The organism is Actinomadura sp. NPDC049382 (genome assembly GCF_040677125.1).
Classification (GTDB): Bacteria; Actinomycetota; Actinomycetes; order Streptosporangiales; family Streptosporangiaceae; genus Spirillospora; species Spirillospora geliboluensis.
On sequence record NZ_JBFARO010000012.1, the window covers coordinates 29,030 to 52,957 of the forward strand.

The following is a 23,928-nucleotide window of genomic DNA, read 5'->3' on the forward strand; positions in this document are numbered from 1 at the left end:
TGGAAGTATGGCCGAACGGCTCCGGGACCGGTCCCGGGACGGCTCACTCCAGGAACGCCAGGTCGGACTGGACGATCGTGGCGCTGACGAGCAGTTCGGTGATCAGGTTGTGGTTGAGCTGGTTGCCCAGCGGCGGCGAAAGCTCGCTCTCCCGCAGGCCCGGGACGTGCGGGTTGAGGCGCTTGCGCACCTCGGCGACGATGTGGGCGGCGCGCTTGGCGGTCCATCGTTCGTCCGGACGCAGGCGGCCCAGTTCGTCGGCGACCTGGACCCAGGTGAGGGGCTGCGGGGCGGGCTCTTGGGCGAGGTAGCGGCGGCTCAGGCAGACCAGGACGAGGTGTTCGACGGGTGTGAGCGGCCAGCCGTCCGGGTCGGAGGTGCCGACCTCGTGCCGGTCTTCGGCCTCCCAGCGGGTTCGGGGGGCGATGCTCACTTCGAGCAGGTGCTCCTGGTTCGGGGCGACGATGATCAGGGGAGTGTAGGACGGGGGGAGCGCGGCGTGATGTCCGCCGAGGACGAGGCGGTCGGGGAACCGGATCGCCAGCCTGCCGATGTTGTGCAGCACCCAGTGCGAGCCGTCATGGCGGATGTATCCGGCTTGGCGGCTGACGTACGGGTCGTGGCCTCCCACAGAGACGTGCACGTCCGGCTCGCCCCGCCCGAAGATGAGGGAGAACCGGGCTTCCGGCGCCACGCGCATCCCGCCGCTCGGCCCCCGGGCGAACAGCGTCCCCGGGGCGGCGGGCGGCAGGCCGTGGGCGAGGCTGCCGCCTCCGGCGGGCAGGATGTCGACCTTTGGCCGAGGTCTGGTCCCGTCCATCAGTAGATGCCCTCCGCGTGGCCCGTGCCCCCGCCGACGTTGACCCCGCGGGTGAGGAGCCGCCCGTCCACGTCGACGTTGTAGCGGACCTCGCCGCCGCTGCTCCGCAGGTCGAGCTCGTACGCCGTCCTGGGCACCGAGGACGGGATCGGCACCGTGATCTCCCACGGCAGTTCGACGTTCTCCACCGTCTTGGACTCGCCGTTCACCGTGTACGTCAGCGACTCGACCTCGCCGTCCCCGGAGAGGGAGAACCGGATCACGCCGACCGGCGTGGGCGACGCGGCCGGCGCCGACCGGGACGCCGGCGCCGCCGGGGTCGCCTGGGCGGGTGCGCCCGCGGCGTCCGTCCCGGGGTCTCGGCCCTGGTACCAGAGGGCGGCGGAGACCCCCGCGGCCAGGAGCACGATCGCGGCGACGGCCGCGATGACGACCGGGGTCCGGTCCCGGCGCGGGGCGGGCGGGTTCGCGGCCTCGCGCCGCCGCCGGTCGATCGCGGCCGCGATCGGGGCGGGCCAGGCGGCCTCGGGGGCGGCTTCCGCGAGCCGCTCGGCCAGCTCCCCGGCGGTGGGCCGCAGCGACGGGTCGCGCTCCATGCAGCCGGCGATGACCGCACGCAGCGACTCGTCCGGGACCCGGTCGAACCGCGGCCGTTCGGAGCGCAGCCGGGCGAGCCGCTCGTGCCACAGGCCGGTACCGAACGGCTCCGTGCCGGTGGACGCGTACAGCAGCGTCGCCCCGAGCGTGAAGACGTCGCTCGCCGGGCCGATCCGGTCGCCGGCGGCCTGCTCGGGGGACATGAACCCCGGCGAACCGAGGGAGGTCTCGGGGTGCGTGATCGTGGCGGCGTCCAGCGCGCGGGCGATCCCGAAGTCGATCACGCGCGGGCCGTCCGCGGTCAGCAGGACGTTCGCGGGCGTCAGGTCCCGGTGGACGATCCCGGCCCGGTGCAGGTCGAGCAGCGCCTCCGCGACGCCCGCCGCCAGGTACCGGACAACGTCCGGCGGCAGCGGGCCCCAGTTCTGGACGGCGTCCCGCAGCGGCACCGACGGCAGGTACTCGGTCGCCAGCCATGGGCGCGGGGCGTCCGGATCGGCGTCGACGACGGGTGCGGTGAACCCGCCGCCGACCGTCGCCGACAGCTCCGCCTCGCGCCGGAACCGCTCCCGGAACCGCAGGTCGGCACCGAACTCGGGGTGCACGAGCTTGACGGCCACGACCCGCCCGGCGGCGGAACGCCCCAGGTAGACCGTCCCCATGCCGCCGGAGCCGAGCCGCGCGAGCAGCCGGTAGCCGCCCCGCGGCGCCTCGACCGTGCGCGGGTCGCCGGGCTCAAGAGCCTCCACGTGATCCTCCGGGGGTCTCGGGCGGAGCGAGCGCTCGGACATGCCCGTCCACCGTTACGGCGAACACCCGTCCGGCGGCGCTCACGGGGACGCTGACCCGGATCGCCTCCGCCGCATACGTCCAGCGGACGCGGCCGTCTGCCGCGTTCAACGCGTACAGTGTGCCGTCGGTGCACGCTGCGTACAAGATCGTGCCCGACATCTGCAGCGCGGTCGCCTGGCTCCTGGGGTCGTTCTCCACCCGCGCGAGGCGGCGTGACCAGGCCGTCCGCCCGGTGGACGCCTCCAGGGCGAGGATCTCGGCGTCCGACCCCTCCAGGTAGAGGAGGCCGTCGCCGAGCCGTCCCGACCGGGCGGCCACGTTCCGGCGCCGCCACCGGACGCCTCCGTCGGCGGCCCGCAGCGCGTGCAGCGTTCCGACGCGGTCGCAGGCGAAGACCAGCTCCCGGCCGATGATCAGGTAGTCGCCGTGGTCCATCGGCCGCGTCCACCGGGCCCGTCCGGTGCCGGCGTCCAGCGCGGCCAGCCCGTCGGACGACGCGGCGACCACGAGGTCTCCGCGGGCGGCGATGGCGTCCGGGTCGTCGCCGAGCCGGCTCGTCCAGAGCCGCCGCCCGTCCGCACGGTTCAGCGCGCCGACGCCCGCCCGCCCGTCCCGGCCGGCCTGCGAGACGGCGAAGCAGACCACCCGGTCGGACGCCGCGAGACGGCTCGGGCCCTCGCCGAACGCGAAGTCGTACGTCCATCGAGTGCCGCCGGAGGATGCCCGGACGGCGCGCAGCCGCTTGCCCTCGTTCTCCGCCAGGTACACGTCGTCGCCGGAGACGGTGGCGGACGCGTCGTCGCGCTTCCACAACTGCTCACCGCCGCTCGGGCCCAGTGCCCGTACGCTCTCCTCGGCGCTCACCAGGACCACGCCTCCGGCGGTCTCCAAGCCCGCGTTCTCGTGGCCGAGCGGCCGTTTCCACAGCGGGACGCCTTTGGGCGGCGGCTTCGAGGGTCCCCGAGAGCCGCCGGACGCGGGCCCGCCGGCCGTCCCGTCGCGCAGGAGCACGCCCGTCCCCGCGACGGCCAGCACGCCCGCGCCGATCCCGGCGAGCACCGTCCGGCGTCCCGGACGCCACGGTCCCGCAGGCGGCGGCGCCTCCGGGACGACCTCGGCCGTGCGGCGCTCCACCTCCGCGGCGACCGGTGCGGGCAGCCAGCCGACGCCCAGCAGGGGCGGGCCGTCCAGCGCCCCGAGCCGGTCCAGCACCTCGGCGGCCGACGGGCGCGTGGACGCCTCGGCCCGCAGGCACGCCGTCACCAGGTCCCGCAGCCACGGTTCCGTGATCGCACCGAGGTCCGCCTGGACGTTCATCACCCGCAGGTGGCGGGTGTGCACCGGGCCGGTACCGAACGGCTCCACCCCGGACGCCGCGTAGGCCAGCGTCGCACCGAGGGTGAAGACGTCGGAGGCCGGGCCGATCTCCCGTCCCCGCACCTGCTCGGGGGACATGAACCCGGGCGAGCCGATCGGGTGGCCGGCGCGGGTGAGGGGGGCGGCGTCGTCCGGCCGCGCGATGCCGAAGTCGATCACCCGGGGGCCGCCCGCGGTCAGCAGCACGTTCGCCGGTTTCAGATCGCGGTGCACGAGGCCGCAGCGGTGGATCGCCGCGAGCGCCTCGGCGAGCCCGGCGGCCAGCGCCCGTGCGGCGTCCGCGGGCAGCGGCCCGAACTCCGCGACCGCCTCCCGCAGCGACGGCCCCGGCAGGTAGGCGGTGGCGAGCCACGGCGTCGGCGCGTCCGCGTCCGCGTCCAGGACGGGCGCGGTGAAGGCGCCGACGACCCGGCGGGCGGCGTCCACCTCGCGGCGGAACCGGGCACGGTACCTGGCCTGCCCGGCGTACCGGCTGTGGACGACCTTCACCGCCACCGGCCGTCCGCTGCGGGACCGGGCGAGGTACACCCTGCCCATGCCGCCGGCGCCGAGCCGGGCCACCACCCGGTAGGGGCCGATCCTGTCCGGATCGCCCGGCTGAAGGGGCTCCACCGCTGTGCCCTCCGTGAACGCCGTCTCGGTGGGCAGCAGGCTAGCGCGGTCCGCCGAGTGAAGGCGTGTCACCTTCCGGGGGCGTCGCGTCCACGCGGGTGCCGGGCCTACTGAACCTCGGTGATCTCCTCGGGGCGCTGGCCGGTGACCAGGTAGACGACGTTCTCGGCGACGTGGACGGCGTGGTCGGCGAAGCGCTCGAAGTAGCGCCCGGCCAGGGTGATGTCGACGGCCGGCTCGACGCCGTGCTTCCACTTCGGGGACAGCAGGATGTCGAACAGCCGCCGGTGGAGGCGGTCCATCTGGTCGTCGTCGGCGTCGAGTTCGAGGCCCATCTCGACGTCCTGGGACGCGATGACGCTGCCCGTCTTGGCGATCATGCGCTCGGCGATCTGCCCCATCTCCAGGACGGTCGCCTGCAGCTCCGGCGGGACGGCCGTCTCGGGGTGCCTGCGGCGGGCGGTCTTGGCGATGTGCACGGCGAGGTCGCCCATGCGCTCCAGGTCGCCGCTCATCCGCAGCGCCGTGATCAGCGTGCGCAGGTCGCCGGCGACCGGCTGCTGGCGCGCCATCAGGTCGAAGACGGTCGCCTCGATGTCGGCGTCGATCTTGTTGACGTGCTCGTCACCGCTGATGACCTCCTCCGAGAGCCGCAGGTCGGCGTCCAGCAGGGCGGTCACCGCGCGGGCCATCGCGGACCGGACGAGGCGGGTCATCTCCACCAGGCTGTCGGTGAGGGAGTCGAGTTCCTCGTGGTAGGCGTCGCGCAATTGAAGTCCTTCGCTGTGAACCGGGGGAGGGCGGACTCGCCCACGCAACAGCCTGCCCGGCCGTCATGAACGACCCCGGAGGAGAAGGTGAACTTTAAGGGAACGAGACGTACCTGACCTGCATCTCGGGGAAGGGTAGCTCGTTTCGCCGCTTACGATCCGTGGTGTGGAGGTCGAGATTGTCGCGAGCCTCGCCGGGCTCGCCGGGCTCGCCATCGGGCTCACGACTGGATTGGCGGTGCGCGTGAGCGAGCGAGCCCAGCGGACGGTGCCCCAGACCGCCCCGGTGGGAACACTGCCCCCGGGCGTGGCGTCGGTGCTGAGCGTCCTGCGGTCGTCGGCCGTGGTCGTGGACGGGGAGGACCGGGTGCTGCGCGCCAGTTCCGCCGCGCGCGCCTACGGCCTCGTCAGCGGCGACCGGCTGGTGGTGGACGAGGTCCTCGCCATGGCCCGGCTCGTCCGCCGGGACGGGGAGATCCGGGAGACCGAGATCCAGGTCGGGCCGACGAGTGCGCGGAGCCGGGCGGACGGGCGCTGGTTCGCGGTCCGGGTCGCGCCGCTCGGCTCGCACGGGCTCGTCCTCGTGCTCGCCGAGGACCTCACCGACATGCACCGCACCGAGGCGATCCGGCGCGACTTCGTGGCGAACGTCAGCCATGAGCTGAAGACCCCGGTGGGCGCCCTGTCGCTGCTCGCCGAGACCGTCGAGAACGCCGCCGACGACCCCGAGGCCGTCCGGCGGTTCGCCGGGCGGATGCAGTACGAGTCGGTGCGGCTGACCAACCTCGTCCAGGACCTGATGACGCTGTCGCGGGTCCAGGGGGACGAGCCGCTCCCCGACCTCAAGCCCGTCGACCTGGACGAGGTCGTCGCGGAGGCCCTGGAGCGCTGCCAGTTCCGGGCGGGCGAGAAGGACATAGAGCTGGCGTCCGGCGGCGAGGCCGACCTGCAGGTCCGCGCCGACCAGGAGCTGCTCGTCACCGCGCTGCGCAACCTCGTCGACAACGCCGTGGCCTACAGCCCCGAGCGCACCCGGGTGGTGGTGTCGGCCCGGCGCTGCGACGACCGGCAGGTCGAGATCAACGTGACCGACCAGGGCATCGGCATCCCGGACGCCGAGATCGGCCGGATCTTCGAGCGGTTCTACCGGGTCGACCCGGCCCGCTCGCGGCGCACCGGCGGCACCGGGCTCGGCCTCGCCATCGTCAAGCACGTCACCGGCAAGCACGGCGGCGACGTGACGGTGTGGAGCAAGGAGGGCCACGGGTCGACGTTCACGATCCGGCTCCCGCTGCTCGACGCCCCCCTTCGTCCCGCCTCAGGGACCGCAACGCAAGCCCCAGAGAACACCGCCCGGGAGGCATCACCGTGACCCGCGTGCTCGTCGTGGAAGACGAGGAGTCGTTCAGCGACGCACTGTCGTACAACCTGCGCAAGGAGGGCTTCGAGGTGGCGGTCGCCGCCACCGGCCCCGACGCGCTGGACATCTTCGAGCGCAACGGTGCCGACCTCGTGCTGCTCGACCTGATGCTGCCCGGCCTGCCGGGCACCGAGGTGTGCCGGGAGCTGCGCGCCAGGTCCAGCGTCCCGGTGATCATGCTGACCGCGAAGGACAGCGAGGTCGACAAGGTCGTCGGGCTGGAGCTCGGCGCCGACGACTACGTCACCAAGCCGTTCTCCACCCGGGAGCTGATCGCCCGGATGCGGGCCGTGCTGCGCCGCCAGGGCGAGGTGGACGAGCCGGCGCCCGCGACGCTGGAGGCCGGGCCGGTCCGGATGGACGTCGAACGGCACGTCGTCAGCGTCGGCGGTGAGCCGGTCCAGCTGCCGCTGAAGGAGTTCGAGCTGCTGGAGGTGCTGCTCCGCAACGCCGGCCGCGTCCTCACCCGGATGCAGCTGATCGACCGCGTCTGGGGCGCCGACTACGTGGGCGACACCAAGACGCTGGACGTCCACATCAAGCGCCTCCGCGCCAAGATCGAGGAGGCGCCGTCCACGCCGCGGTACATCGTGACCGTCCGCGGCCTGGGCTACAAGTTCGAGCCCTGATCATGAGTGCCCCACCGGCATGAGGAACGGCCCGCTCCCGGCTGGGAGCGGGCCGTTCTCGCGTTCTCGCGTGCGCGGGAGGGGGGTCAGTGGCCCCCGGAGGCACCCGGCGTCTCGGAGGCGCCGGGCGACGGCGACCCTGTCGCGCCGGGCGTCTCGGACGTGCCGGGCGACGGCGACCCGGTCGCGCCCGGCGACGGGCTGCCGGTCGCCCCGGGCGTGCCGGACGGCTGCGTCGTGGGCGTGGCGAGCGGGTAGGTGGCGAAGTCCTCCTGGCGCGGCGCCACGGGCACCTGGAACTCGATGGCGCCGGCGTGCTCGAACTGCATCCGCACCGGGACGGTCGACCCGGCGACCAGGTCCTGGGTGAGCCCGCTCAGCACCACGAGCGGCTGGTCGCCCGGGCCGGGGGTCACCGGGAGGCCGCTCTCCTGCGGGCTGGTGGTGTTCTCCGACGTCGGGGTGCTGGTGGTGTTCGGCGTGGCGCCGGTGCCGGCGGTGGTCCGCGGGCTCGCGGTGCCGGACGGCTGCCCGGTCTGCCCGCCGGACGGCGTGGCGGAGGCGCTCGCCTTCGGCTGCGGCTTGCCGAGCAGGGAGACCATGCCGCCCATCCCGTCCACCGAGGCGGGCGGCAGCGTGACCGAGCCGCCCGCGATCTTCGCCTGGCCGAAGGCGGGCGAGCTGACCGCGACCAGCCGGTCCGGGCGGCCCTTGACCTGGTTGATCAGCACGCCGTAGAGCGGGACGTCCGCGCCCGCCTTGAGCAGCTGCCCGTCCTGCGCGCCCAGCAGGAACATGTTGCGCAGGTCGATCTGGGTGGCGGCCTTCTTGTCCATGGGGATCGCCACGTTGACGCCCTCGGTCAGCCGCGTCGGGGCGGCGGACTGGGGCGACATGCCGGCGCCGCAACCGGAGATCACCGGCGCGATCGCGACGGCGCCCGCCACGGCGAGCACGACCACTCGACGGCTGTTTCGGATCACGGCGTCGGTCTCCTCGCGAGATGTCATGGTGATGGCGGCGTGAGATACGCCAGGGGAAGCGTAGCGAGACCCTGGCGCGGACCCCTCCCCGGGGTCGCCGACACGCCCGCGCACGTCCGGATCATGCTCGCGCACGCGCGGAACATGCGCACGCGCGCACGGAGATCAGATCGGGCCGGAGGGCCGTGCCCGCCGGGGCTCAGTAACCGGTGCCGAGCGCCTCGACCCGGCCGGTGAGCTCCGGGCCCGGCCTGGGGCCGCGGACGATCTCGGTGACGATGCCGTCCGGCTGGACGAACACGGCGGTGAGGCCGGTGCCGGTGGGGCCGGGCGTGCCGGGCGCGGGGGAGTAGGCCGCGGCGAGGACGCCCGCCCGGTCCTCCAGGATCAGCGGCGTGCCGCCGTGGGCGGTGCCCGCGCACGCCTTCAGGTCCTTCATCGGGGTCGCCTTCTTCCCGGGGGCCGGGCGCGGGTCGGCGACGAGCCAGAAGTTGAGCTTGTACTGCCAGGTCTTGGCGGCGAGGTCGGCCACCACGCTCTCGCACTCGTACGCGGGCGGGACGATGCCGATGACGCCGGGGCGCAGGTCGCGCAGCGAGGTGGGCACGTCGCCGTCCGCGCCGGTGCCGACCTCCCGGTCCGGCAGCAGCCCGCCGATCTCGCCGGGGCTCGCGGACGGGCGGGGGGCGAGCTGCGCGCCGGTCGGCCGCGGCACCGGGCGCGGGCCGAACGCCGTCATGAGCACCCCGCTGAGCAGCGCGACCAGCAGCGCGCCCGCGATGATCGGGATCGCGACGCCGAACCGGGTGACCGGGCGGGTGAGCCGCCGGACCCGGGCGCGGCGCCGCCGGCGCCGCTCCTCGCGGTGGTAGGCGGCCATGTCGCGCTCGAGCTCGCGCGCGTCATCGGGCACCACGACGTCAACGCGGGGAAGCCCGTAGTCGTCGGGGTCGCCGCCGTCCGGCCTCACGCCGCACCTCCCTCAACGGGTCGCGTCACCCGGGCCGCCGTCCAGTTCGAACCCTTCCGGGCGCTTCGTACCCGCACCGCGCGGAAGGCTCACCTCCCAGTATGGAACGCGTGCGCGGGTCCGGCGGGACGGATGCTTGTCACGGCGACCCCTTACCGGTAATGGCGTTTCGATGGGATCACGGTGATCTCCCGGCTACACTGAGTACGGGGAACTGGACGCCGATGCACCATTAAAGGGCTTTGTCAATACCCCAATATGCGGTTTGACCTGCGCATATGCCTGGATGGCCGGTTCAGCCATGCTCGTTTCCGTGCTACCCTGGTTCTAGCGGAAGGGGTACTTGTCACATGACTTTCCAGGTCGGCGACACCGTCGTCTACCCCCACCATGGGGCTGCTCGGATCGAGGCCATCGAGACTCGCACCATCAAGGGTGAGGACAGGACCTATCTGGTCCTGAAGGTTGACAAGGGTGACCTGACAGTGCGGGTCCCGGTTGAGAACGTCGAGGACGTGGGCGTCCGGGACGTCGTCGGCCAAGAAGGACTTGAGAAGGTGTTCGAGGTGCTTCGCGCACCCTACACCGAAGAGCCCACCAACTGGTCGCGCCGGTACAAGGCGAACCTTGAGAAGCTCGCCTCCGGTGATGTCAACAAGGTCGCCGAGGTCGTCCGCGACCTCTGGCGGCGCGACAAGGAGCGCGGCCTGTCCGCGGGTGAGAAGCGGATGCTCGCCAAGGCGCGCCAGATCCTGGTCAGCGAGCTCGCGCTCGCCGAGAAGACCAACGAGGACAAGGCAGAGGCCCTGCTGGACGAGGTCCTGGCCAGCTGAGCGGTCGACCGAATTGAGCACGAGGCTGCCACGGGTGGGCGTCGGTACCGACGTCCACCCGTTCTCGTCCACCCCGCGCCCGCTCCAGGTCGCGGGGCTCGAATGGCCGGGTGAGGGCCACGGCCTCGCCGGGCACTCCGACGGCGACGTCGCCGCGCACGCGGCGTGCGACGCCCTCCTGTCGGCCTGCGGGCTCGGCGACCTCGGCGCCGTCTTCGGCACCGCCGACCCGCGCTGGTCCGGCGCGTCCGGCACCGACCTCCTCGGCGAGGTCGCCCGCCGCGTCACCGAGGCGGGCTTCACCATCGGCAACGTGGCCGTTCAGATCATCGGCAACCGTCCGAAGATCGGCAAGCGCCGCGCGGAGGCCGAGAAGACCCTCACCGAGGCCCTCGGCGGCGCCCCGGTGACGATCTCCGCCACCACCACCGACGGCCTCGGCCTCACCGGCCGGGGCGAGGGCCTCGCCGCCGTGGCGACCGCCCTGGTCCTGCCTCCCGGCCCCTAGCCCTGCGCCGGGTGGACGGTGCCGGTCACCTCGCCCAGAGTGATGCGCGAGCCGGACGCCCCCGGCGCCTGCGCGCGGATCGTGACCGTGTCGCCGTCCTCCAGGAACGTGCGCTTCGTGCCGTCGGGCAGTTCGAGGGGCTCCTGGCCGTTCCAGCTCAGCTCCAGCATGCAGCCGCGCTGGTCGCGCTCCGGGCCCGAGACCGTCCCGGAGGCGAACAGGTCGCCGGTGCGCAGCGGCGCGCCGTTCACCGTGGCGTGCGCGAGCTGCTGCGGCGACGTCCAGTACATCGACGCGAACCGCGGGCGCGCCGCCACCTGCCCGTTGATCAGCACCTCCAGGCGCAGCTCCAGGCCCCACGGCTCGTCGCAGCGCAGGTAGTCCAGCGGCGCCGGGTCCTGGACGGGCGGGTCGGTGCGCGCCGCCTCCAGCGCCGCGACCGGCACCACCCACGAGGAGACCGACGTCGCGAACGACTTGCCGAGGAACGGCCCGAGCGGCTGCGACTCCCATGCCTGCAGGTCGCGCGCGCTCCAGTCGTTCACCAGCACGTACCCGAACACGTGGTCGCGGAACGCGCCCGTCGCGACGCCCCGGCCGGCCGAGGACGGGACGCCCGCGACGAACCCGACCTCCGCCTCGAAGTCCAGCCGCAGCGACGGGCCGTAGGACGGCTCGTCGTCGCCGGGCGCGCGGCGCTGCCCGCACGGCCGGATGATCGGCGTCCCCGACGGGTACACGGTGCCCGCGCGGCCGTGGTAGCCGACCGGCAGCCGCTTCCAATTGGGCGGCAGCGGGTCGCCGGACGGCCGGAAGATCCGCCCGGCGTTCACGGCGTGGTGCTCGTTCGAATAGAAGTCGACGTAGTCGGCGACCTCGAACGGCCGCAGCAGCTCCACGTCCGCGACCGGCAGCAGGTGCGGCTCGACCCGGTCCCGGTACGACGGGTCGGTGAGCAGCTCCGTCACCCGCTCCCGGTTCGCCCGCCACGCGCGGCGCCCCGCGACCATGAACGCGTTCAGCGAGCCCGAGGCGAAGTAGCGGCGGTCCTCCACCAGCCCGGCCGCGGACATCGCGGCCAGGTCGAGGACGCGGTCGCCGATGGCGACGCCGACGCGCGGCAGCTCCCCGGGCCGCGCGAACACCCCGTACGGCAGGTTCTCGATGCCGAACCCGGCGTCCTCGTCCACCTCAACCCACGACTCGGTCGTCATGGAGACATATCTTCCCCCGTGTCCGGCGATTCGATCAGGCCCAGCCGGTGCAGTTCCGCGCGCGCCGCGCCGAGGCGCCGGACGCCGACCGCGGCCAGCAGCCGGCGGGCGGCCCGCGCGGCCTCGTCCGGGAGCTCGCGAGCTTCGGCGGCCAGGCCCGCGGCGTCGGTGCGGTCGAGGATCCGCGCGATGTCGCGTTCACCGGCGTCGCCGGCGGCGTGCGCCGCGCCCAGCAGGACGGTCAGGGCCTCGCGGGCCGTCCCGGCCGGGCAGGTGAAGTCGAGTTCGCGATCGGCGCAGGCCGCGATGAACGCCGCCGGCGCCGTCCGGGTCGCGGCGCCGAGGGGGACGCCGTGGTCGCGGGCGGCGGCGATGCGGTCCAGCGCGTCCCGCCAGCCGGGCGAGGGGCGCACCTCGACGCGCGCGGGGACCCCGGCGGGCAGCCGCGCCACCGCCACGGCCACGGCCCGCGCCTGGTCGGCGTCCTCCGACACGGCGATCTCCACGGCCGGGAGCCGGACCCGCGGCTCCGCCTCGACCGCGTCCAGCGCCTTCGGCAGCTCCTCGAGGCCGGTGTCCGCGACGAGGACGAGGTCGAGGAGGTCCTCCGGGACGAGATGCGTCCGCAGTTCGGCGAACCGGGACGCGGGGCAGCGCAGCCGCCCGGTGACCGGCGCGCGGGCGGCGGCCCGGTAGGCGGGCAGGGCCTCGGCCGGCGGGGCGGAGGCCGGCGGGACGAGCGCGGCGTCGTCGAGGAGCCGAGCGAGGAGGGCGCTCATGCCGGGCCCCCTACCCCGGACCCGTCCCGCTAGTCGGCGGGCGGGGTGGGGCCGCTGCGGAAGTTGCCGGACGGCGGCGGGTTCCACTCCTTGGCCGGGCGGTCGCCGGCGTCGGGGTCCTCGGCGCGGTCGGCGGGCGGCGCGTCGTGGAGGTCCTCGTCCGCGCCGGGCGGGCCGGACGGGACGGGCACCACGATGTCGGGCCGGGTCGTCGCCGCCACCGGCCGCTTCGGCGCCTCCTCGCGGTCATGGCTCCGGACGAGTTCGACGTCCGTCGGCAGCAGCGCCGGGACGGGGTCGAGCGACGGCCTCGGCTCGGGCAGCGCGTCCAGCGGCGGCGCCGGCTCGGACGACAGGCTCCCGGCGTACGGGGCGTCCTCGAACCCGCCGGGCTCCGGGGCGGCGGGCTGCTGCTCGGCGGGGTCGTGCGCGTCCGCCGCGGGGCGCTCCGGCTCCTGAGCCTCCGGCTCGTGGTGTTCCGGCTCGTGGATCTCCGGCTCGTGGATCTCCGGTTCGGGGGCGGCGGTCTCCGGGAGGAACGGGATCAGCTCGTCCTGTTCCTCGGGCAACTGTTCCCCGGGGAAGGGGGCGTGCGGCTCCGGCGCGGTCTCGGCGGGGGCCTCCAGGGCGAGCGGGGGCGCGGCCGGCTCCAGCACCTTCACATGGCCGCGCTGCTGCGTCTCCGCGGGTGCGCCCGGGTCCTCGGCGGCGGGCCGGGCCACCCGGATCTGTTTGAACATCGTCAGCCACAGCCAGAGCGCGATCACCAGCATGACGTGCGGCGCCACGGCGATCCCGGCCTTCACCGCGTCGTCCGGCAGGGACGCGTAGCCCCACACCGAGTGCTGGACGTGCAGCGCGGCGCCCCCGGCGACGAGGGCGAGCAGCAGCGCCCAGCGCAGCAGCCGCGTCCACCAGCGGGCGCCCCGGGTGACGACCAGCGACAGGATCGTCATCGCGACGAGCGTGTCGGCCATCACCGGGTACAGCGGCGCCCAGCGCCGGCTCACCCCGCCGGCGAGCGCGAGTTCGCGGAGCACGGCGTAGGTGAGAACGTACGCGCCGGCCGCGAGCGCGGCGACGACGAGGCCGGCGAGGGCGGTCAGCAGCCGCCGCTGCCCGCGGCTGTAGGCGGGCCGGGTCCGATCAGTTGGCATCGAGTCTCGTTCCGGGGGAGAGGGCGCCTGAGGTCCTGAGCCGAGATTAACCAGCCCGGACCGCGCCGAACCGCAACTTCTTGGTGATCACTTTGTCGCTGTGCACCATAAGTGGGGAGACGTACGGTATGGACGACGACACCCCGAGGGGAGGCTGCGATGCCGTACGGCCGTTTCGTGGACGGAACGCGGGCCGGGCAGGCCCGGTAGCGCGGCGTGGCGCCGCCTCATGATCGGCTGGGCGAGCCGATCCGGACGTTCGACGGCAGGGCCGCGGGCCGCCGCACGTGGCTGTGGCTGGGCCTGCTGAGCCTGGCGTCGCTGGCGCTGATCCCCGGCGCCGTCTCCTACCTGCGCGACCGCGTCTGGTGGGTGGGGATCCCCGCGCTGCTGCTCGCGATGGGCTACGCGGCCGCCGCCGGCTGGATCGCGGGCCGCGACCGCCCGCGCCTCCGCCACCGGGTCGCGCGCCTCTACTCGGGCGGCCTCTCGGTCACCGGGCCGGACGGCGAGGCCGCCTACGCCTGGGACGAGCTGGCGTCGGTGACGGTCTCCGGCCGGAGCGGCGGGCCGCGGACCCGCTGGCGCTTCACGATCGTGGCGGAGGACGGCCGCGTGCTGCGCCTCGAAGACGACATCCCGGACGTCCGGGCGCTCGGCGTCGCCGTCGCGGAGGAGGTGACGGCCCGGCTCGTCCCGCGCCGCCTGGCGGCGGTGCGGGCCCGGGAGCCGGTGCGGCTGGGCCCGTTCACCGTGGACCTCGACGGGGTCGAGAAGGACGGCGAGCGGCTGCCGTGGAAGGACGTCCGCGACGTGGTGATCGAGAACGGGATGGTGGCCGTCCGGTCGCACTCCGGCCGGACGGACCTGATGGCGGTCGCCTCCCAGGTGCCGGACGCGCCCGCGCTGGCGGCCCTGTGCCACCGGCTCGGCGACGAGATCTGATCCCGCCGAAGAATTTTTCGCGGATCGCGGCGGGGGATGTCGAGAACGTGTCCGCGGCTCCGATCGTTCTGTGACGAGCGGCCGCCGCGGCCGCCCGGAACCGCGAACAAGAGGAGCACCCGTGAAGTACATGCTGCTGATCTACAACCGTCCCGGCTTCGTGGAGGAGCTGACGGAGGCCGAGCGCGAGGCGCTGTTCGGCGAGGTCGACGCGATCATGGCGGAGCTCACCGAGTCGGGGGAGATGGTGCAGGGCAACGCCCTCGCCGACGCGACCACGGCGAAGACCGTCCGGGCGAGGGACGGGCAGCCGGCCGTGACCGACGGGCCGTTCCTGGAGGCCAAGGAGCACTTCGCCGGCTACATCATGGTCGACTGCGAGTCGCAGGAACGGGCCGTGGAGATCGCCTCGCGCTGGCCGGACGTCCGGTACGGCGGGTACATGGAGGTCCGGGCGGTCATGACCGAGGCCGGGACGGAGATGTGAGGACGCCCCCGGCCGTCGAGGACCTGCTGCGCGCGCTCGCGCCGCAGGTGCTCGGCACGCTCGTGCGGCGGCACGGCGCCTTCGACGCCTGCGAGGACGCCGTGCAGGAGGCGCTGCTCGCCGCCGCCGTGCAGTGGCCGGGGGAGGGCGTCCCGGAGAACCCGCGCGGCTGGCTGCTCACCGTGGCGACGCGGCGGCTCACCGACCAGTGGCGCAGCGAGCGGGCCCGGCGCGACCGCGAGGCGGCCGTCTTCGCGGAGGAGACCGCACTGGCGGGCGAGGCGGCCGCGCCGGGGCCGGGGGAGGACCGGGCGGCCGACCGGGACGACACGCTGACGCTGCTGTTCCTGTGCTGCCACCCGGCGCTGTCGCCGCCCTCACAGGTCGCGCTGACGCTGCGCGCGGTCGGCGGCCTGACCACGGCGCAGATCGCGCGCGCGTTCCTCGTCCCGGAGGCGACGATGGCGCAGCGGGTCAGCCGCGCCAAGCAGAAGATCAAGGCGGCGGGGGCGCGGTTCGCGATGCCGCCGGCCGGGGAGCGCGACGCGCGGCTGCGGGCCGTCCTGCACGTGCTGTACCTCGTGTTCAACGAGGGGTACACGGCGTCCAGCGGGCCGGACCTGCAGCGCACCGACCTGACGGCGGAGGCGATCCGGCTGGCGCGGGGGGTGCGCGCGCTGCTGCCGGGGGACGGGGAGGTCGCGGGGCTGCTCGCGCTGATGCTGCTCACCGACGCCCGGCGCCCGGCCCGGACGGGGCGCGGCGGCCTGCTGATCCCGCTCACCGAGCAGGACAGGACGCTGTGGCGGCGGGACGCGATCGAGGAGGGCACGGCGCTGATCACCGAGGCCCTCACCTGGTCGCCGCCCGGCCCGTACCAGCTGCAGGCCGCGATCGCCGCCGTCCACGCGGAGGCGCCGCGCGCCGAGGACACCGACTGGCGGCAGATCCTCGGGCTGTACCGGCTGCTGTCGCATTTGTCCCCGAACCCTATGGTCACCTTGAACGAGGCAGTGGCGCTCGCCATGGTGGACGGCCCGTCCGCCGGGCTGGAGCTGCTGCGCACCCTGGACGGCGACGCCCGGATGGCCGGACACCACCGGCTCGCCGCCGTCCGGGCCCACCTGCTGGAGATGGCCGGCGACCCGGCCGCGGCGCGGGAGGCGTACCGGGAGGCGGCGCGGCGCACGACGAGCCTGCCCGAACGCCGCTACCTCGACTCCCGCGCCTCACTACTCAACGGATCCGATGGAGAAGACGATGACGACGCTTGACGTTCCCGGTGCGACCCTCTACTACGAGGTGCGCGGGTCGGGGCCCGTCCTGCTGCTGATCTGCGGCGGGATCTACGACGCGGCGGGCTACGCCGGGCTCGCCGGGCTGCTCGCGGACCGGTACACGGTCGTGACGTACGACCGGCGCGGCAACTCGCGCAGCCCGCTGTCCGGCCCGCCGGAGCCGCAGAGCGTCGCGGTGCACGCCGACGACGCGTCCCGGCTGCTCGCCGAGGTGGCGGACGGGCCCGCGTTCGTGTTCGGCAACAGCTCGGGGGCGCAGATCGCGCTGGAGCTGGCGGCGCGGCACCCCGAGCAGGTGCGCGCGCTGGTCGCCCACGAGCCGCCGCTGTTCGGCCTGCTGCCGGACGCGGCGCGCTGGGAGACGGTCGTCGCGGACGTGGAGCGCGCCTACCGGGACGGCGGCGTCGGCCCGGCGATGGGGGTCTTCGGCGCCGCGATGGGCATGAGCGACGATTCGGACGGCGGCTCGGACGGCGGCTCGGACGGCGGCTCCGGCGAGGAGCAGCAGGCGGAGCAGCAGGGCGAGCCGGACCCCGAGATGCTGGAGATGTTCGCGCGCTTCGAGAAGAACACCGGGTTCTTCGTCGGCTACGAGGTGCCGGGGTTCGGGCGGCAGGTGCCCGATGTCGAGGCGCTGCGCTGGTCGTCCGTCCGGATCGTGGTGGCGGCGGGGGAGCAGTCCGCAGGCGAGCCGCCGCACCGGGCCGCCCTCGCGCTGGCGGACCGTCTCGGCACGTCCGCCGAGGTCTACCCGGGCGACCACGGCGGTTTCGGCGCCGAGGCGGAGGCGTTCGCGGACCGGCTGGACGCCGTGTTCGCCAAGGCGTGACCCGGTCGCATGACGCGATCGGCACCGGCATGACGCGAACCGCATAGGCCGATGGCGTGCCGCGCGTCGCGCGATGCACGACGCGCGGCACGCCTGATCCAATAACCTGAACCTGTGAGCCTGCGCTTCTACGACACCGGCACCCGTACCGTCCGCACGTTCGAGCCCCTGGAAGAGGGCCGCGTGGGGATGTACGTGTGCGGTGCGACCCCGCAGGCGTCACCCCACATCGGCCACCTCCGCTCGGGCGTCATCTACGACGTGCTGCTGCGCTGGCTGCGCGCGTCCGGCTACGAGGTGACGTTCGCGCGCAACGTCACCGACGTCGACGACAAGATCATCGCGGTGGCGGCGGAGCAGGGCGTGCCGTGGTTCGCGATCGCCGAGGGCAACCAGCGCGTCTTCAACCAGGGCTACGACCTGCTCGGCTGCCTGCCGCCGACGGTCGAGCCGCGCGCCACCGGGCACGTCCCGGAGATGATCGTGCTGATCCGCCGGCTGATCGAGAAGGGGCACGCGTACCCCGCGGGCGGCGACGTGTACTTCGACGTCAAGTCCTGGGCGGACGAGTACGGCGCGCTGTCCAACCAGCGGCTCGACAACATGCGGTCGGCGGGCGACACCCCCAACGAGGACGCCAAGCGCGACCCGCGCGACTTCGCCCTGTGGAAGGGCGCCAAGCCGGGCGAGCCGTCCTGGGAGACGCCCTGGGGCGACGGCCGCCCCGGCTGGCACCTCGAATGCTCGGCCATGGCGACGAAGTACCTCGGCCCGGCTTTTGACATCCACGGCGGCGGCGTCGACCTGATCTTCCCGCACCACGAGAACGAGATCGCGCAGTCGCGCGCGGCCGGTGACGGCTTCGCCCGCTACTGGCTGCACAACGGGCTCCTCACCGTGGACGGCGAGAAGATGAGCAAGTCGGTGGGCAACGTGGTCCTGCTGCCCGACCTGCTGGGCAAGGCCCGTCCGGTGGAGGTGCGCTACTACCTGCTCTCGGCGCATTACCGCTCCCTGATGGACTACACGGACGCCGCCCTGGCCGAGGCCGTCTCCGCCTACCAGCGGATAGAGGGCTTCGTGACGCGCGCCGGCGAAGTGTTGGGCGACGTGCCGGTGTCCTCTGTGCCGTCCGCGTTCAAGGAGGCGCTGGACGACGATCTGGGCGTCCCGCAGGCGCTGGCCGTGCTGCACGAGACCGTCCGGGACGGCAACAGCGCCCTGGCGTCCGGCGACCGGGACGCGGCGCGCGAGGCCCTCGCCTCCGTGCGGGCGATGGCGGACGTCCTCGGCATCGACCCGCTGTCGCCGCAGTGGAACCGCGCCGGCGAGGCTGACCTGCGTCCCGTCGTGGACGCGCTCGTCGCCGTCGCGCTGGAGCAGCGGCAGGCGGCGCGCAAGCGCAAGGACTACGCGTCCGCCGACGCCATCCGCGACGGCCTGGCGGAGGCCGGGATCCTCGTCGAGGACACCCCGCAGGGCCCGCGCTGGGAACTGAAACGGGACTGAGCCGGGCGATCGACGGGACTGAGGGGCGCCGCGCACCGGATAAAATCGGATGTTCGCGGGGGTTCGCCAGTGCGCCGCAGGCGCCGTCCCGCTGAGATCTTGAGCCGCCCGGCAGCCGCGAGGGCGAGCACGCAACCGTCGCGAGGGGCGTAACCGACAATGGCCAAGCGCAAGGGCAAGGGACCCACCCCCAAGGCCGAGGACCGGCACTGGCACGCCAAGCGCCAGAAGGCCCGCGCCGTGAAGAGCTCCAAGCGCACCGGCACGCCGACGCTGGGCCCGGGCGCCCGCGCGAAGGGCGCCGCCGCGCCGTCCGCCGGGGGCCGCCCCGCCGGTGCGCGCCGCGCCAACGGCGAGGTCCCCGAGCTGGTCACCGGGCGCAACCCGGTGGTCGAGGCGCTGCGCGCGGGCGTCCCCGGCACGGCGCTGTACGTGATGTCCAGCACCGACGAGCGGGTCCGCGAGTCGATCCAGCTGGCCGCCGACCGGCGCGTCCCGCTGCTGGAGACCGGCAAGAACGAGCTCGACCGGCTGACCGACGGCGCCGTCCACCAGGGCATCGCGCTGCAGGTCAAGCCGTACCGGTACGCGCACCCCGACGACCTGCTCACCGGGTCGTCCCCGCTGGTCGTCGCGGTCGACGGGATCACCGACCCGCGCAACCTCGGCGCGATCGTCCGGTCCGCCGCGGCGTTCGGCGCGAACGGCGTCGTGGTGCCGGAGCGGCGCGCGGCCGGGGTCACCGCCGGGGCGTGGAAGTCGTCCGCCGGCACGCTCGCGACCTGCCCGGTCGCGCAGGCCACCAACCTGACCCGGCAGCTCAAGGCGTACCAGAAGGCGGGCTGCTTCGTCGCCGGGCTGGACGCCGCCGGCGGCGTGACCGTCGGCGACCTGGAGGTCGCGTCCGGGCCGTTCGTCCTGGTCGTGGGCTCGGAGGGCAAGGGGCTCAGCCGCCTGGTCGCCGAGACGTGCGACATGCTGGTGACGATCCCGATGCCGGGCAGGGCCGAGTCGCTGAACGCGGGCGTCGCGGCCGGCATCGCCCTCTACGAGGTCAGCCGCCTGCGCGCCTGATCTCCGCCGCGCCCCGAGCCGACTTTTCTCAACGGGAATAATCTCAACGTTCAGATAATTGACGTTCGCGTACCTGTTGGGATCGTCCGGTTCGAGGTGATCGTCCGTGACCGCCACCGCGGCATCCGCGACGCGGCGCAGCCGCTACGCGTCCGACCTGGCCCTGGCCGCCTTCGCGCCGGCGAGCTGGGGCACCACCTACGTCGTCACCACCACCCTGCTGCCCGCCGACCGCCCGCTGCTCGCCGCGACCCTGCGCGCCCTCCCCGCCGGGCTGGTCCTGCTCGCCGCCGGCCGCCGCCTCCCGCGCGGCGACTGGTGGTGGAAGTCGATCATCCTCGGCATGCTGAACTTCGGCGCCTTCTTCCCGCTGATCTTCTTCGCCGCCTACCGGCTGCCCGGCGGGGTCGCCGCGACCATCGGATCCGTCCAGCCGCTGGTCGTGGCGCTGCTGTCGCTCGGCATCCTGCGCGTCGCCCCGGCCCGCGCCGTGCTGTACTCGGCGCTCGCCGGCACCGGCGGCGTCGCGCTGCTGACGCTGACCGCCGACGCCCGCCTCGACCCGCTCGGCATCGTTGCCATGCTCACCGCGACGTCCCTGATGGCCGTCGCGATCGTCCTCGCCAAGAAGTGGGGACGCCCCGAATCACCGCTGGTCATGACGGGCTGGCAGCTCACGGTCGGCGGCCTGGCCCTGCTGCCGCTCACTCTCCTCACCGAGGGCGTCCCCGCGTCCGTCACCGGCGAGAACGTGCTCGGCTTCGCCTACCTCGGCATCGTCGGCACCGCGATCGCGTACGCGCTGTGGTTCCGCGGCATCGACCGGCTGCCCCCGACCTCGGTGTCCCTGCTCGGCCTGACCAACCCGATGGTCGCGACCCTCGCGGGCCTGCTGATCCTCGGCCAGACGCTCACGTTCTGGCAGGTCGTCGGGTTCACCATCGCGCTCGGCGCGCTGATCGCCGGCCAGTCCCTCAGCCGGAGGCCCGCACCGCCCGCCGCGGACCCGTCCCCAGCGGACGCGGCTCCGCCCGTCCCGCAGCCGGCGGGACGAGCCTGACCTCAGCGCCGCTTCTGCAGGAACGCGATCTCCACCGGATTCTCCGCCCGCTCGATGGCCGCGTCGTACGCCGCCGCGGCCTCCGCGTCCCGCCCGAGCCGCCGCAGCAGATCGGCGCGGACGGCGTGGAACAGGTAGTACCGGCCGAGGTCGAGCCCGTCCACCAGCGCCAGACCGGCCTCCGGACCCTCGACCTCGGCCACCGCCACGGCCCGGTTCAACGCCGCCACAGGGGTCGGCGCCACGGCCATCAACTGGTCGTACAACCGCAGGATCTGCACCCACCGCGTGCCCTCGGCCGCCGCGTCACTGTGGACCGCGTTGATGGCCGCCTGGATCTGGTACGGCCCCGGCCGGTCGATCTCCAGGCACCGCCGGACGAGCGCCTGCCCCTCCTCGACGAGCCGGCGATCCCACAACCGGCGGTCCTGGTCGTCCAGCAGGACGAGTTCACCGCCCCGCAGACGGGCCGCCTTCCGCGACTCGACGAGCAGCATCAACGCCAGCAGACCCAGCACCTCGGGCTCGTCCGGCATCAACTCCCGGAGCACCCGCCCCAGCCGGATCGCCTCGGCGCCCAACTCCTCCCGGCCGCCATAGCCCTGGTTGAACACGAGATAGATGACGGCCAGCACACCGGACAGCCGCTCGGGCAACTCCCGCTCCTCCGGCACCCGATAGGGGATCCGGGCATCGCGTATCTTCGCCTTCGCCCTGACCAGCCGCTGCGCCATCGTCTTCTCCGGCACCAGGAAGGCCCGCGCGATCTCCGCCGTCGTCAGGCCGCCGAGCAGCCGCAGCGTCAGCGCCACCCGCGCCTCCTGCCCGAGCGCCGGATGGCAGCACGTGAAGATCAGCCGGAGCCGGTCGTCCGGCACGGCGCCCACCTCGACCGGCTCCCGCACTGTCATCGCCTCCGCCTGCTTGCCGGCCCGCAGCGCCTCCCGGCGCAGCCGGTCGATGGCCTTGTTCCGCGCCGTCGTGATGATCCATCCGGCCGGGCTCGGCGGCGTCCCGTCCGCCGGCCACCTCCGGACCGCCTCCGCGAACGCGTCCTGCACGGCGTCCTCGGCGACGTCGACATCGCCGAAGACCCGGACCAGGACGGCCACCGCCCGGCCGTGCTCCTCCCGGAAGACCCGGTCGATCACACCTCGCCCTGGAACGGCCGCACCTCCATCGGCAGCCCCGTCACCTTGACGAACCTGGCCGCCACCCGCAGCGCCGCGTCCAGATCCTCCACCTGGATGATCGTGATGCCGCCGATGTGCTCCTTGCCCTCCGTCCAGGGCCCGTCCGTCGCGACGCAGTCGTCCCCGCGAGGCCGCACCATGGTGCTCGCCTCGGGACCGTGGAAGCCCCGTCCGAACACCCACGACTCCTCCAGCTCCAGATCCCGCCGGATCTCCGCGATGTCCGCCATGATCTTGTCCAGCACCTCCGGCGGCGGCGGATCGCCCACCGGCTGGATCATGTTCAGCGCGTAGAGCTTCATGCTTCCTCCTCATCGCGTCCCCTACCCCGGTGACCCCGTCGTTCCCGTCGACGGCCCGCGAGCACCTCCGGACGCTCTCACCCCCTACACGAACGCCACCCCCCGAAATCGACACCCGACGCGAGAAAATCCTCCACACGCGCTCGCTAGAGTTCGGCGAGTGATCGTTTTCCGGCGGAAGCCGCTGACCGCTTTAGCGCTGGCCCTCCTGACCGTCGGCCCGGTGGCCGCCTGCGGCGCCGACACCGAGAACGCCAAGGTCGAGTGCGCGCGGACCGCCATCGGCCGCGCCAAGAGCCCCTGCACGGTGACCTTCGACCGCGAAGGCCCCTCCACCGCCTCCGTCCTGGGCCGCGACGTCGAACTCCTGAACACCGAACCCGCCCGGGTCACCCTCAACGTCGCCTCCACCGGGATCACCGTCTCGCTGGACGACCGCGAGGCCCAGGAGGCCAACCTGAACATCACCATCGAATCGATCGGCAAGGAGAACGTCGTCATCCGCTTCTCCGAAGTAGCCGTCTGACATCAGCGCCCCGCAGCGATCTCAGCCGGGGTTTCGCGCCGGAGGCACGACCTCGCCCACGGCACCCGAGGTCTCCAGCCGGACGACGGTGGGGCCGCGCTCGCACTCCCACGTGGTGACGTTGGCGAACGTCGTGTCCGCGTGGCGCCAGAGGCCCCCGTCCTGGTGGATGTGACCGAACAGGTGGAGTTTGGGACGCACCTGCCGCACCCGGGCCAGCAGGTCCGCGCAACCGTGCCGTCCGGGGTAGGCGTTCGCGTCACCGATTCCCAGCGGAGGCCCGTGCGTGACGAGCACGTCGACGCCGTCCGGAATCAAGGCCCATTTCTCCGCCAGGGGACGTCCTCGGGGCAGATTGAACGCCCACTCGTTGAACTCCGGCTGCCAGGGGCTTCCCCAGAACGTGACGCCGTCGATCTCCGTCCCGCCGTCCTCCAGGTAGCGGATGCCGCGATCGGCCAGGACGGCGCGGGCACGTGCGGGCGCGTCCAGGAACATCCAGTCGTGGTTGCCGGCGACGACCACCTTCGTCCGATGTGGAAGGCCGTGCATCCAGTCAGCGGCGTCCTCGAGTTCCCGAAGGTCCTTGCCACGCCGGCACAGGTCACCCGCATGCACGAAGACATCCCCGTCGGGAACGGTGAGCTCGCGATGAAAGGTGTGCGTATCGGCAACCGCCACAATCCGCATAACCCAAGCGTACTGAGCCCACCTCTGCCGCACCCGTGAGCAAATGATCCCGGACGTCCACCGACCACAAGTGGCAGCGCCCCCAATTCAACGGCCCGCTGAGAGATCTCGCCGGGCAACTAGTGCGCGTCGAGGCGGCTGAGCGGGACGCTGTCGAGCTGCTTGCGCGAGCTCATGTTGAGCTTGGCGAAGACCTTTCTCAGGTGGCACTCCACCGTCCGGGGGCTGATGAGCAGCTGGGCGGCGATCTCGAGATTGGACTGGCCTTCGCGGGCCAGCCGGCCGATCCGCGTCTCCTGAGAAGCGAGACCGCCATAGGCGCCGGCGTTGGGCCGCTCCGGCGGCTTGCAACTCGCGGCCGGCGCGGGCGGCGAATCGGACGAGCCGATGACCACCCTGGTGGACGAATCCGAACTGAACGCCTCCGCGACAAGACGGAAGGCGTGCCGCAGACTGCTCGACGTCAAAGGCCCCTCGTAACGATCGCGAGGAGCCTTTGACGCAGGAGCCGGCGAGGGAATGTGCCGCCGACCTCCCGCTTACAGCCACCCGTG

The 23,928-nt window shown here is 73.6% G+C and carries 25 protein-coding genes; 12 read left to right on the plus strand and 13 right to left on the minus strand.

Features of this window, described 5'->3' with window-relative positions:
• Nucleotides 1-43: 43 nt before the first annotated feature.
• From AB0K34_RS10675 to phoU, 4 genes are all read right to left on the minus strand, one after another.
• A complete protein-coding gene (locus tag AB0K34_RS10675; RefSeq protein WP_364547313.1) occupies nucleotides 44-820 on the minus strand; it encodes a hypothetical protein in 777 nt (258 codons plus the stop codon).
• Nucleotides 820-2,166 carry a serine/threonine-protein kinase gene (locus tag AB0K34_RS10680; protein WP_364547316.1) on the minus strand — a complete coding sequence of 449 codons (1,347 nt, stop codon included), beginning with the start codon at nucleotides 2,164-2,166 and terminating at the stop codon, nucleotides 820-822. The genes AB0K34_RS10675 and AB0K34_RS10680 overlap by 1 nt, the downstream gene beginning before the upstream one ends.
• Nucleotides 2,153-4,198 carry a serine/threonine-protein kinase gene (locus AB0K34_RS10685; RefSeq protein WP_301176159.1) on the minus strand — a complete coding sequence of 682 codons (2,046 nt, stop codon included), beginning with the start codon at nucleotides 4,196-4,198 and terminating at the stop codon, nucleotides 2,153-2,155. The genes AB0K34_RS10680 and AB0K34_RS10685 overlap by 14 nt, the downstream gene beginning before the upstream one ends.
• Nucleotides 4,199-4,305: 107 nt before the next feature.
• Nucleotides 4,306-4,968 (minus strand): phosphate signaling complex protein PhoU, encoded by a 663-nt coding sequence (gene phoU, locus AB0K34_RS10690; RefSeq protein ID WP_301176158.1) that lies wholly within the window; start codon nucleotides 4,966-4,968, stop codon nucleotides 4,306-4,308.
• 166 nt (nucleotides 4,969-5,134) lie between these two features.
• Here phoU and AB0K34_RS10695 point away from each other — a divergent pair, with 166 nt between their 5' ends.
• The gene (locus tag AB0K34_RS10695; RefSeq protein ID WP_138638459.1) at nucleotides 5,135-6,340 is read left to right on the plus strand and encodes an ATP-binding protein; all 1,206 of its coding nucleotides are present in this window, start codon (nucleotides 5,135-5,137) and stop codon (nucleotides 6,338-6,340) included.
• Nucleotides 6,337-7,017: a response regulator transcription factor gene (locus AB0K34_RS10700; RefSeq protein ID WP_138638460.1), complete on the plus strand. Its 681-nt coding sequence runs from the start codon at nucleotides 6,337-6,339 to the stop codon at nucleotides 7,015-7,017. Before AB0K34_RS10695 ends, AB0K34_RS10700 begins: the two co-directional genes overlap by 4 nt.
• Nucleotides 7,018-7,103: 86 nt before the next feature.
• Here the strand turns inward: AB0K34_RS10700 and AB0K34_RS10705 are convergent, their stop codons facing one another.
• Together AB0K34_RS10705 and AB0K34_RS10710 are read right to left on the minus strand one after the other, a co-directional pair.
• The gene (locus AB0K34_RS10705; RefSeq protein WP_364547321.1) at nucleotides 7,104-8,000 is read right to left on the minus strand and encodes a hypothetical protein; all 897 of its coding nucleotides are present in this window, start codon (nucleotides 7,998-8,000) and stop codon (nucleotides 7,104-7,106) included.
• 199 nt (nucleotides 8,001-8,199) lie between these two features.
• Nucleotides 8,200-8,970 (minus strand): hypothetical protein, encoded by a 771-nt coding sequence (locus AB0K34_RS10710; protein ID WP_364547324.1) that lies wholly within the window; start codon nucleotides 8,968-8,970, stop codon nucleotides 8,200-8,202.
• A 350-nt stretch (nucleotides 8,971-9,320) separates the two neighbouring features.
• On the opposite strand from AB0K34_RS10710, the gene AB0K34_RS10715 reads away from it, so the two are divergent.
• Together AB0K34_RS10715 and ispF are read left to right on the plus strand one after the other, a co-directional pair.
• The gene (locus tag AB0K34_RS10715; protein WP_089328581.1) at nucleotides 9,321-9,803 is read left to right on the plus strand and encodes a CarD family transcriptional regulator; all 483 of its coding nucleotides are present in this window, start codon (nucleotides 9,321-9,323) and stop codon (nucleotides 9,801-9,803) included.
• 34 nt (nucleotides 9,804-9,837) lie between these two features.
• Entirely contained in the window at nucleotides 9,838-10,311 is a 474-nt protein-coding gene (gene ispF, locus AB0K34_RS10720) for a 2-C-methyl-D-erythritol 2,4-cyclodiphosphate synthase (protein ID WP_364547328.1), read from the plus strand.
• Here the strand turns inward: ispF and fahA are convergent.
• From fahA to AB0K34_RS10735, 3 genes are read right to left on the minus strand one after another with little or no spacing between them, the layout of a single operon-like run.
• Entirely contained in the window at nucleotides 10,308-11,525 is a 1,218-nt protein-coding gene (gene fahA / locus AB0K34_RS10725) for a fumarylacetoacetase (RefSeq protein ID WP_364547331.1), read from the minus strand. The two genes, ispF and fahA, sit on opposite strands and share 4 nt — an antisense overlap.
• Nucleotides 11,522-12,304 carry a hypothetical protein gene (locus AB0K34_RS10730; protein ID WP_364547334.1) on the minus strand — a complete coding sequence of 261 codons (783 nt, stop codon included), beginning with the start codon at nucleotides 12,302-12,304 and terminating at the stop codon, nucleotides 11,522-11,524. Before AB0K34_RS10730 ends, fahA begins: the two co-directional genes overlap by 4 nt.
• Nucleotides 12,305-12,333: 29 nt before the next feature.
• On the minus strand, nucleotides 12,334-13,461 hold the full coding sequence (locus tag AB0K34_RS10735) for a DUF2637 domain-containing protein (protein ID WP_364547337.1): 1,128 nt from the start codon (nucleotides 13,459-13,461) through the stop codon (nucleotides 12,334-12,336).
• Nucleotides 13,462-13,677: 216 nt separating this feature from the next.
• On the opposite strand from AB0K34_RS10735, the gene AB0K34_RS10740 reads away from it, so the two are divergent.
• The 7 genes from AB0K34_RS10740 (at nucleotide 13,678) to AB0K34_RS10770 (ending at nucleotide 20,663) form a co-directional block, all read left to right on the plus strand.
• Complete coding sequence (locus tag AB0K34_RS10740; protein ID WP_138638619.1) at nucleotides 13,678-14,406, plus strand: DUF6585 family protein; 729 nt, start codon at nucleotides 13,678-13,680, stop codon at nucleotides 14,404-14,406.
• A 130-nt stretch (nucleotides 14,407-14,536) separates the two neighbouring features.
• Nucleotides 14,537-14,893 carry a YciI family protein gene (locus AB0K34_RS10745; protein ID WP_205719424.1) on the plus strand — a complete coding sequence of 119 codons (357 nt, stop codon included), beginning with the start codon at nucleotides 14,537-14,539 and terminating at the stop codon, nucleotides 14,891-14,893.
• Nucleotides 14,890-16,167: a sigma-70 family RNA polymerase sigma factor gene (locus tag AB0K34_RS10750; RefSeq protein WP_138638621.1), complete on the plus strand. Its 1,278-nt coding sequence runs from the start codon at nucleotides 14,890-14,892 to the stop codon at nucleotides 16,165-16,167. The genes AB0K34_RS10745 and AB0K34_RS10750 overlap by 4 nt, the downstream gene beginning before the upstream one ends.
• Nucleotides 16,154-17,020 carry an alpha/beta hydrolase gene (locus AB0K34_RS10755; RefSeq protein ID WP_240808068.1) on the plus strand — a complete coding sequence of 289 codons (867 nt, stop codon included), beginning with the start codon at nucleotides 16,154-16,156 and terminating at the stop codon, nucleotides 17,018-17,020. The genes AB0K34_RS10750 and AB0K34_RS10755 overlap by 14 nt, the downstream gene beginning before the upstream one ends.
• A gap of 114 nt (nucleotides 17,021-17,134) precedes the next feature.
• Nucleotides 17,135-18,529 carry a cysteine--tRNA ligase gene (gene cysS, locus AB0K34_RS10760; protein ID WP_364547342.1) on the plus strand — a complete coding sequence of 465 codons (1,395 nt, stop codon included), beginning with the start codon at nucleotides 17,135-17,137 and terminating at the stop codon, nucleotides 18,527-18,529.
• A 159-nt stretch (nucleotides 18,530-18,688) separates the two neighbouring features.
• A complete protein-coding gene (gene rlmB / locus AB0K34_RS10765; protein ID WP_138638624.1) occupies nucleotides 18,689-19,603 on the plus strand; it encodes a 23S rRNA (guanosine(2251)-2'-O)-methyltransferase RlmB in 915 nt (304 codons plus the stop codon).
• Between the two features lie 106 nt (nucleotides 19,604-19,709).
• The gene (locus tag AB0K34_RS10770) at nucleotides 19,710-20,663 is read left to right on the plus strand and encodes an EamA family transporter (protein WP_364547346.1); all 954 of its coding nucleotides are present in this window, start codon (nucleotides 19,710-19,712) and stop codon (nucleotides 20,661-20,663) included.
• A gap of 2 nt (nucleotides 20,664-20,665) precedes the next feature.
• Here the strand turns inward: AB0K34_RS10770 and AB0K34_RS10775 are convergent, their stop codons facing one another.
• Together AB0K34_RS10775 and AB0K34_RS10780 are read right to left on the minus strand one after the other, a co-directional pair.
• Nucleotides 20,666-21,814 (minus strand): sigma-70 family RNA polymerase sigma factor, encoded by a 1,149-nt coding sequence (locus AB0K34_RS10775; RefSeq protein ID WP_364547348.1) that lies wholly within the window; start codon nucleotides 21,812-21,814, stop codon nucleotides 20,666-20,668.
• Nucleotides 21,811-22,158 carry a YciI family protein gene (locus AB0K34_RS10780; RefSeq protein WP_205719422.1) on the minus strand — a complete coding sequence of 116 codons (348 nt, stop codon included), beginning with the start codon at nucleotides 22,156-22,158 and terminating at the stop codon, nucleotides 21,811-21,813. Before AB0K34_RS10780 ends, AB0K34_RS10775 begins: the two co-directional genes overlap by 4 nt.
• Before the next feature lie 160 nt (nucleotides 22,159-22,318).
• On the opposite strand from AB0K34_RS10780, the gene AB0K34_RS10785 reads away from it, so the two are divergent.
• Nucleotides 22,319-22,684 carry a hypothetical protein gene (locus AB0K34_RS10785; protein WP_364547351.1) on the plus strand — a complete coding sequence of 122 codons (366 nt, stop codon included), beginning with the start codon at nucleotides 22,319-22,321 and terminating at the stop codon, nucleotides 22,682-22,684.
• Nucleotides 22,685-22,705: 21 nt separating this feature from the next.
• On the opposite strand, the gene AB0K34_RS10790 is transcribed toward AB0K34_RS10785, so the two are convergent.
• Both AB0K34_RS10790 and AB0K34_RS10795 read right to left on the minus strand, forming a co-directional pair.
• The gene (locus AB0K34_RS10790; protein WP_364547354.1) at nucleotides 22,706-23,374 is read right to left on the minus strand and encodes a metallophosphatase domain-containing protein; all 669 of its coding nucleotides are present in this window, start codon (nucleotides 23,372-23,374) and stop codon (nucleotides 22,706-22,708) included.
• Between the two features lie 119 nt (nucleotides 23,375-23,493).
• The gene (locus AB0K34_RS10795; RefSeq protein WP_364547357.1) at nucleotides 23,494-23,841 is read right to left on the minus strand and encodes a helix-turn-helix transcriptional regulator; all 348 of its coding nucleotides are present in this window, start codon (nucleotides 23,839-23,841) and stop codon (nucleotides 23,494-23,496) included.
• Nucleotides 23,842-23,928 lie beyond the last annotated feature (87 nt).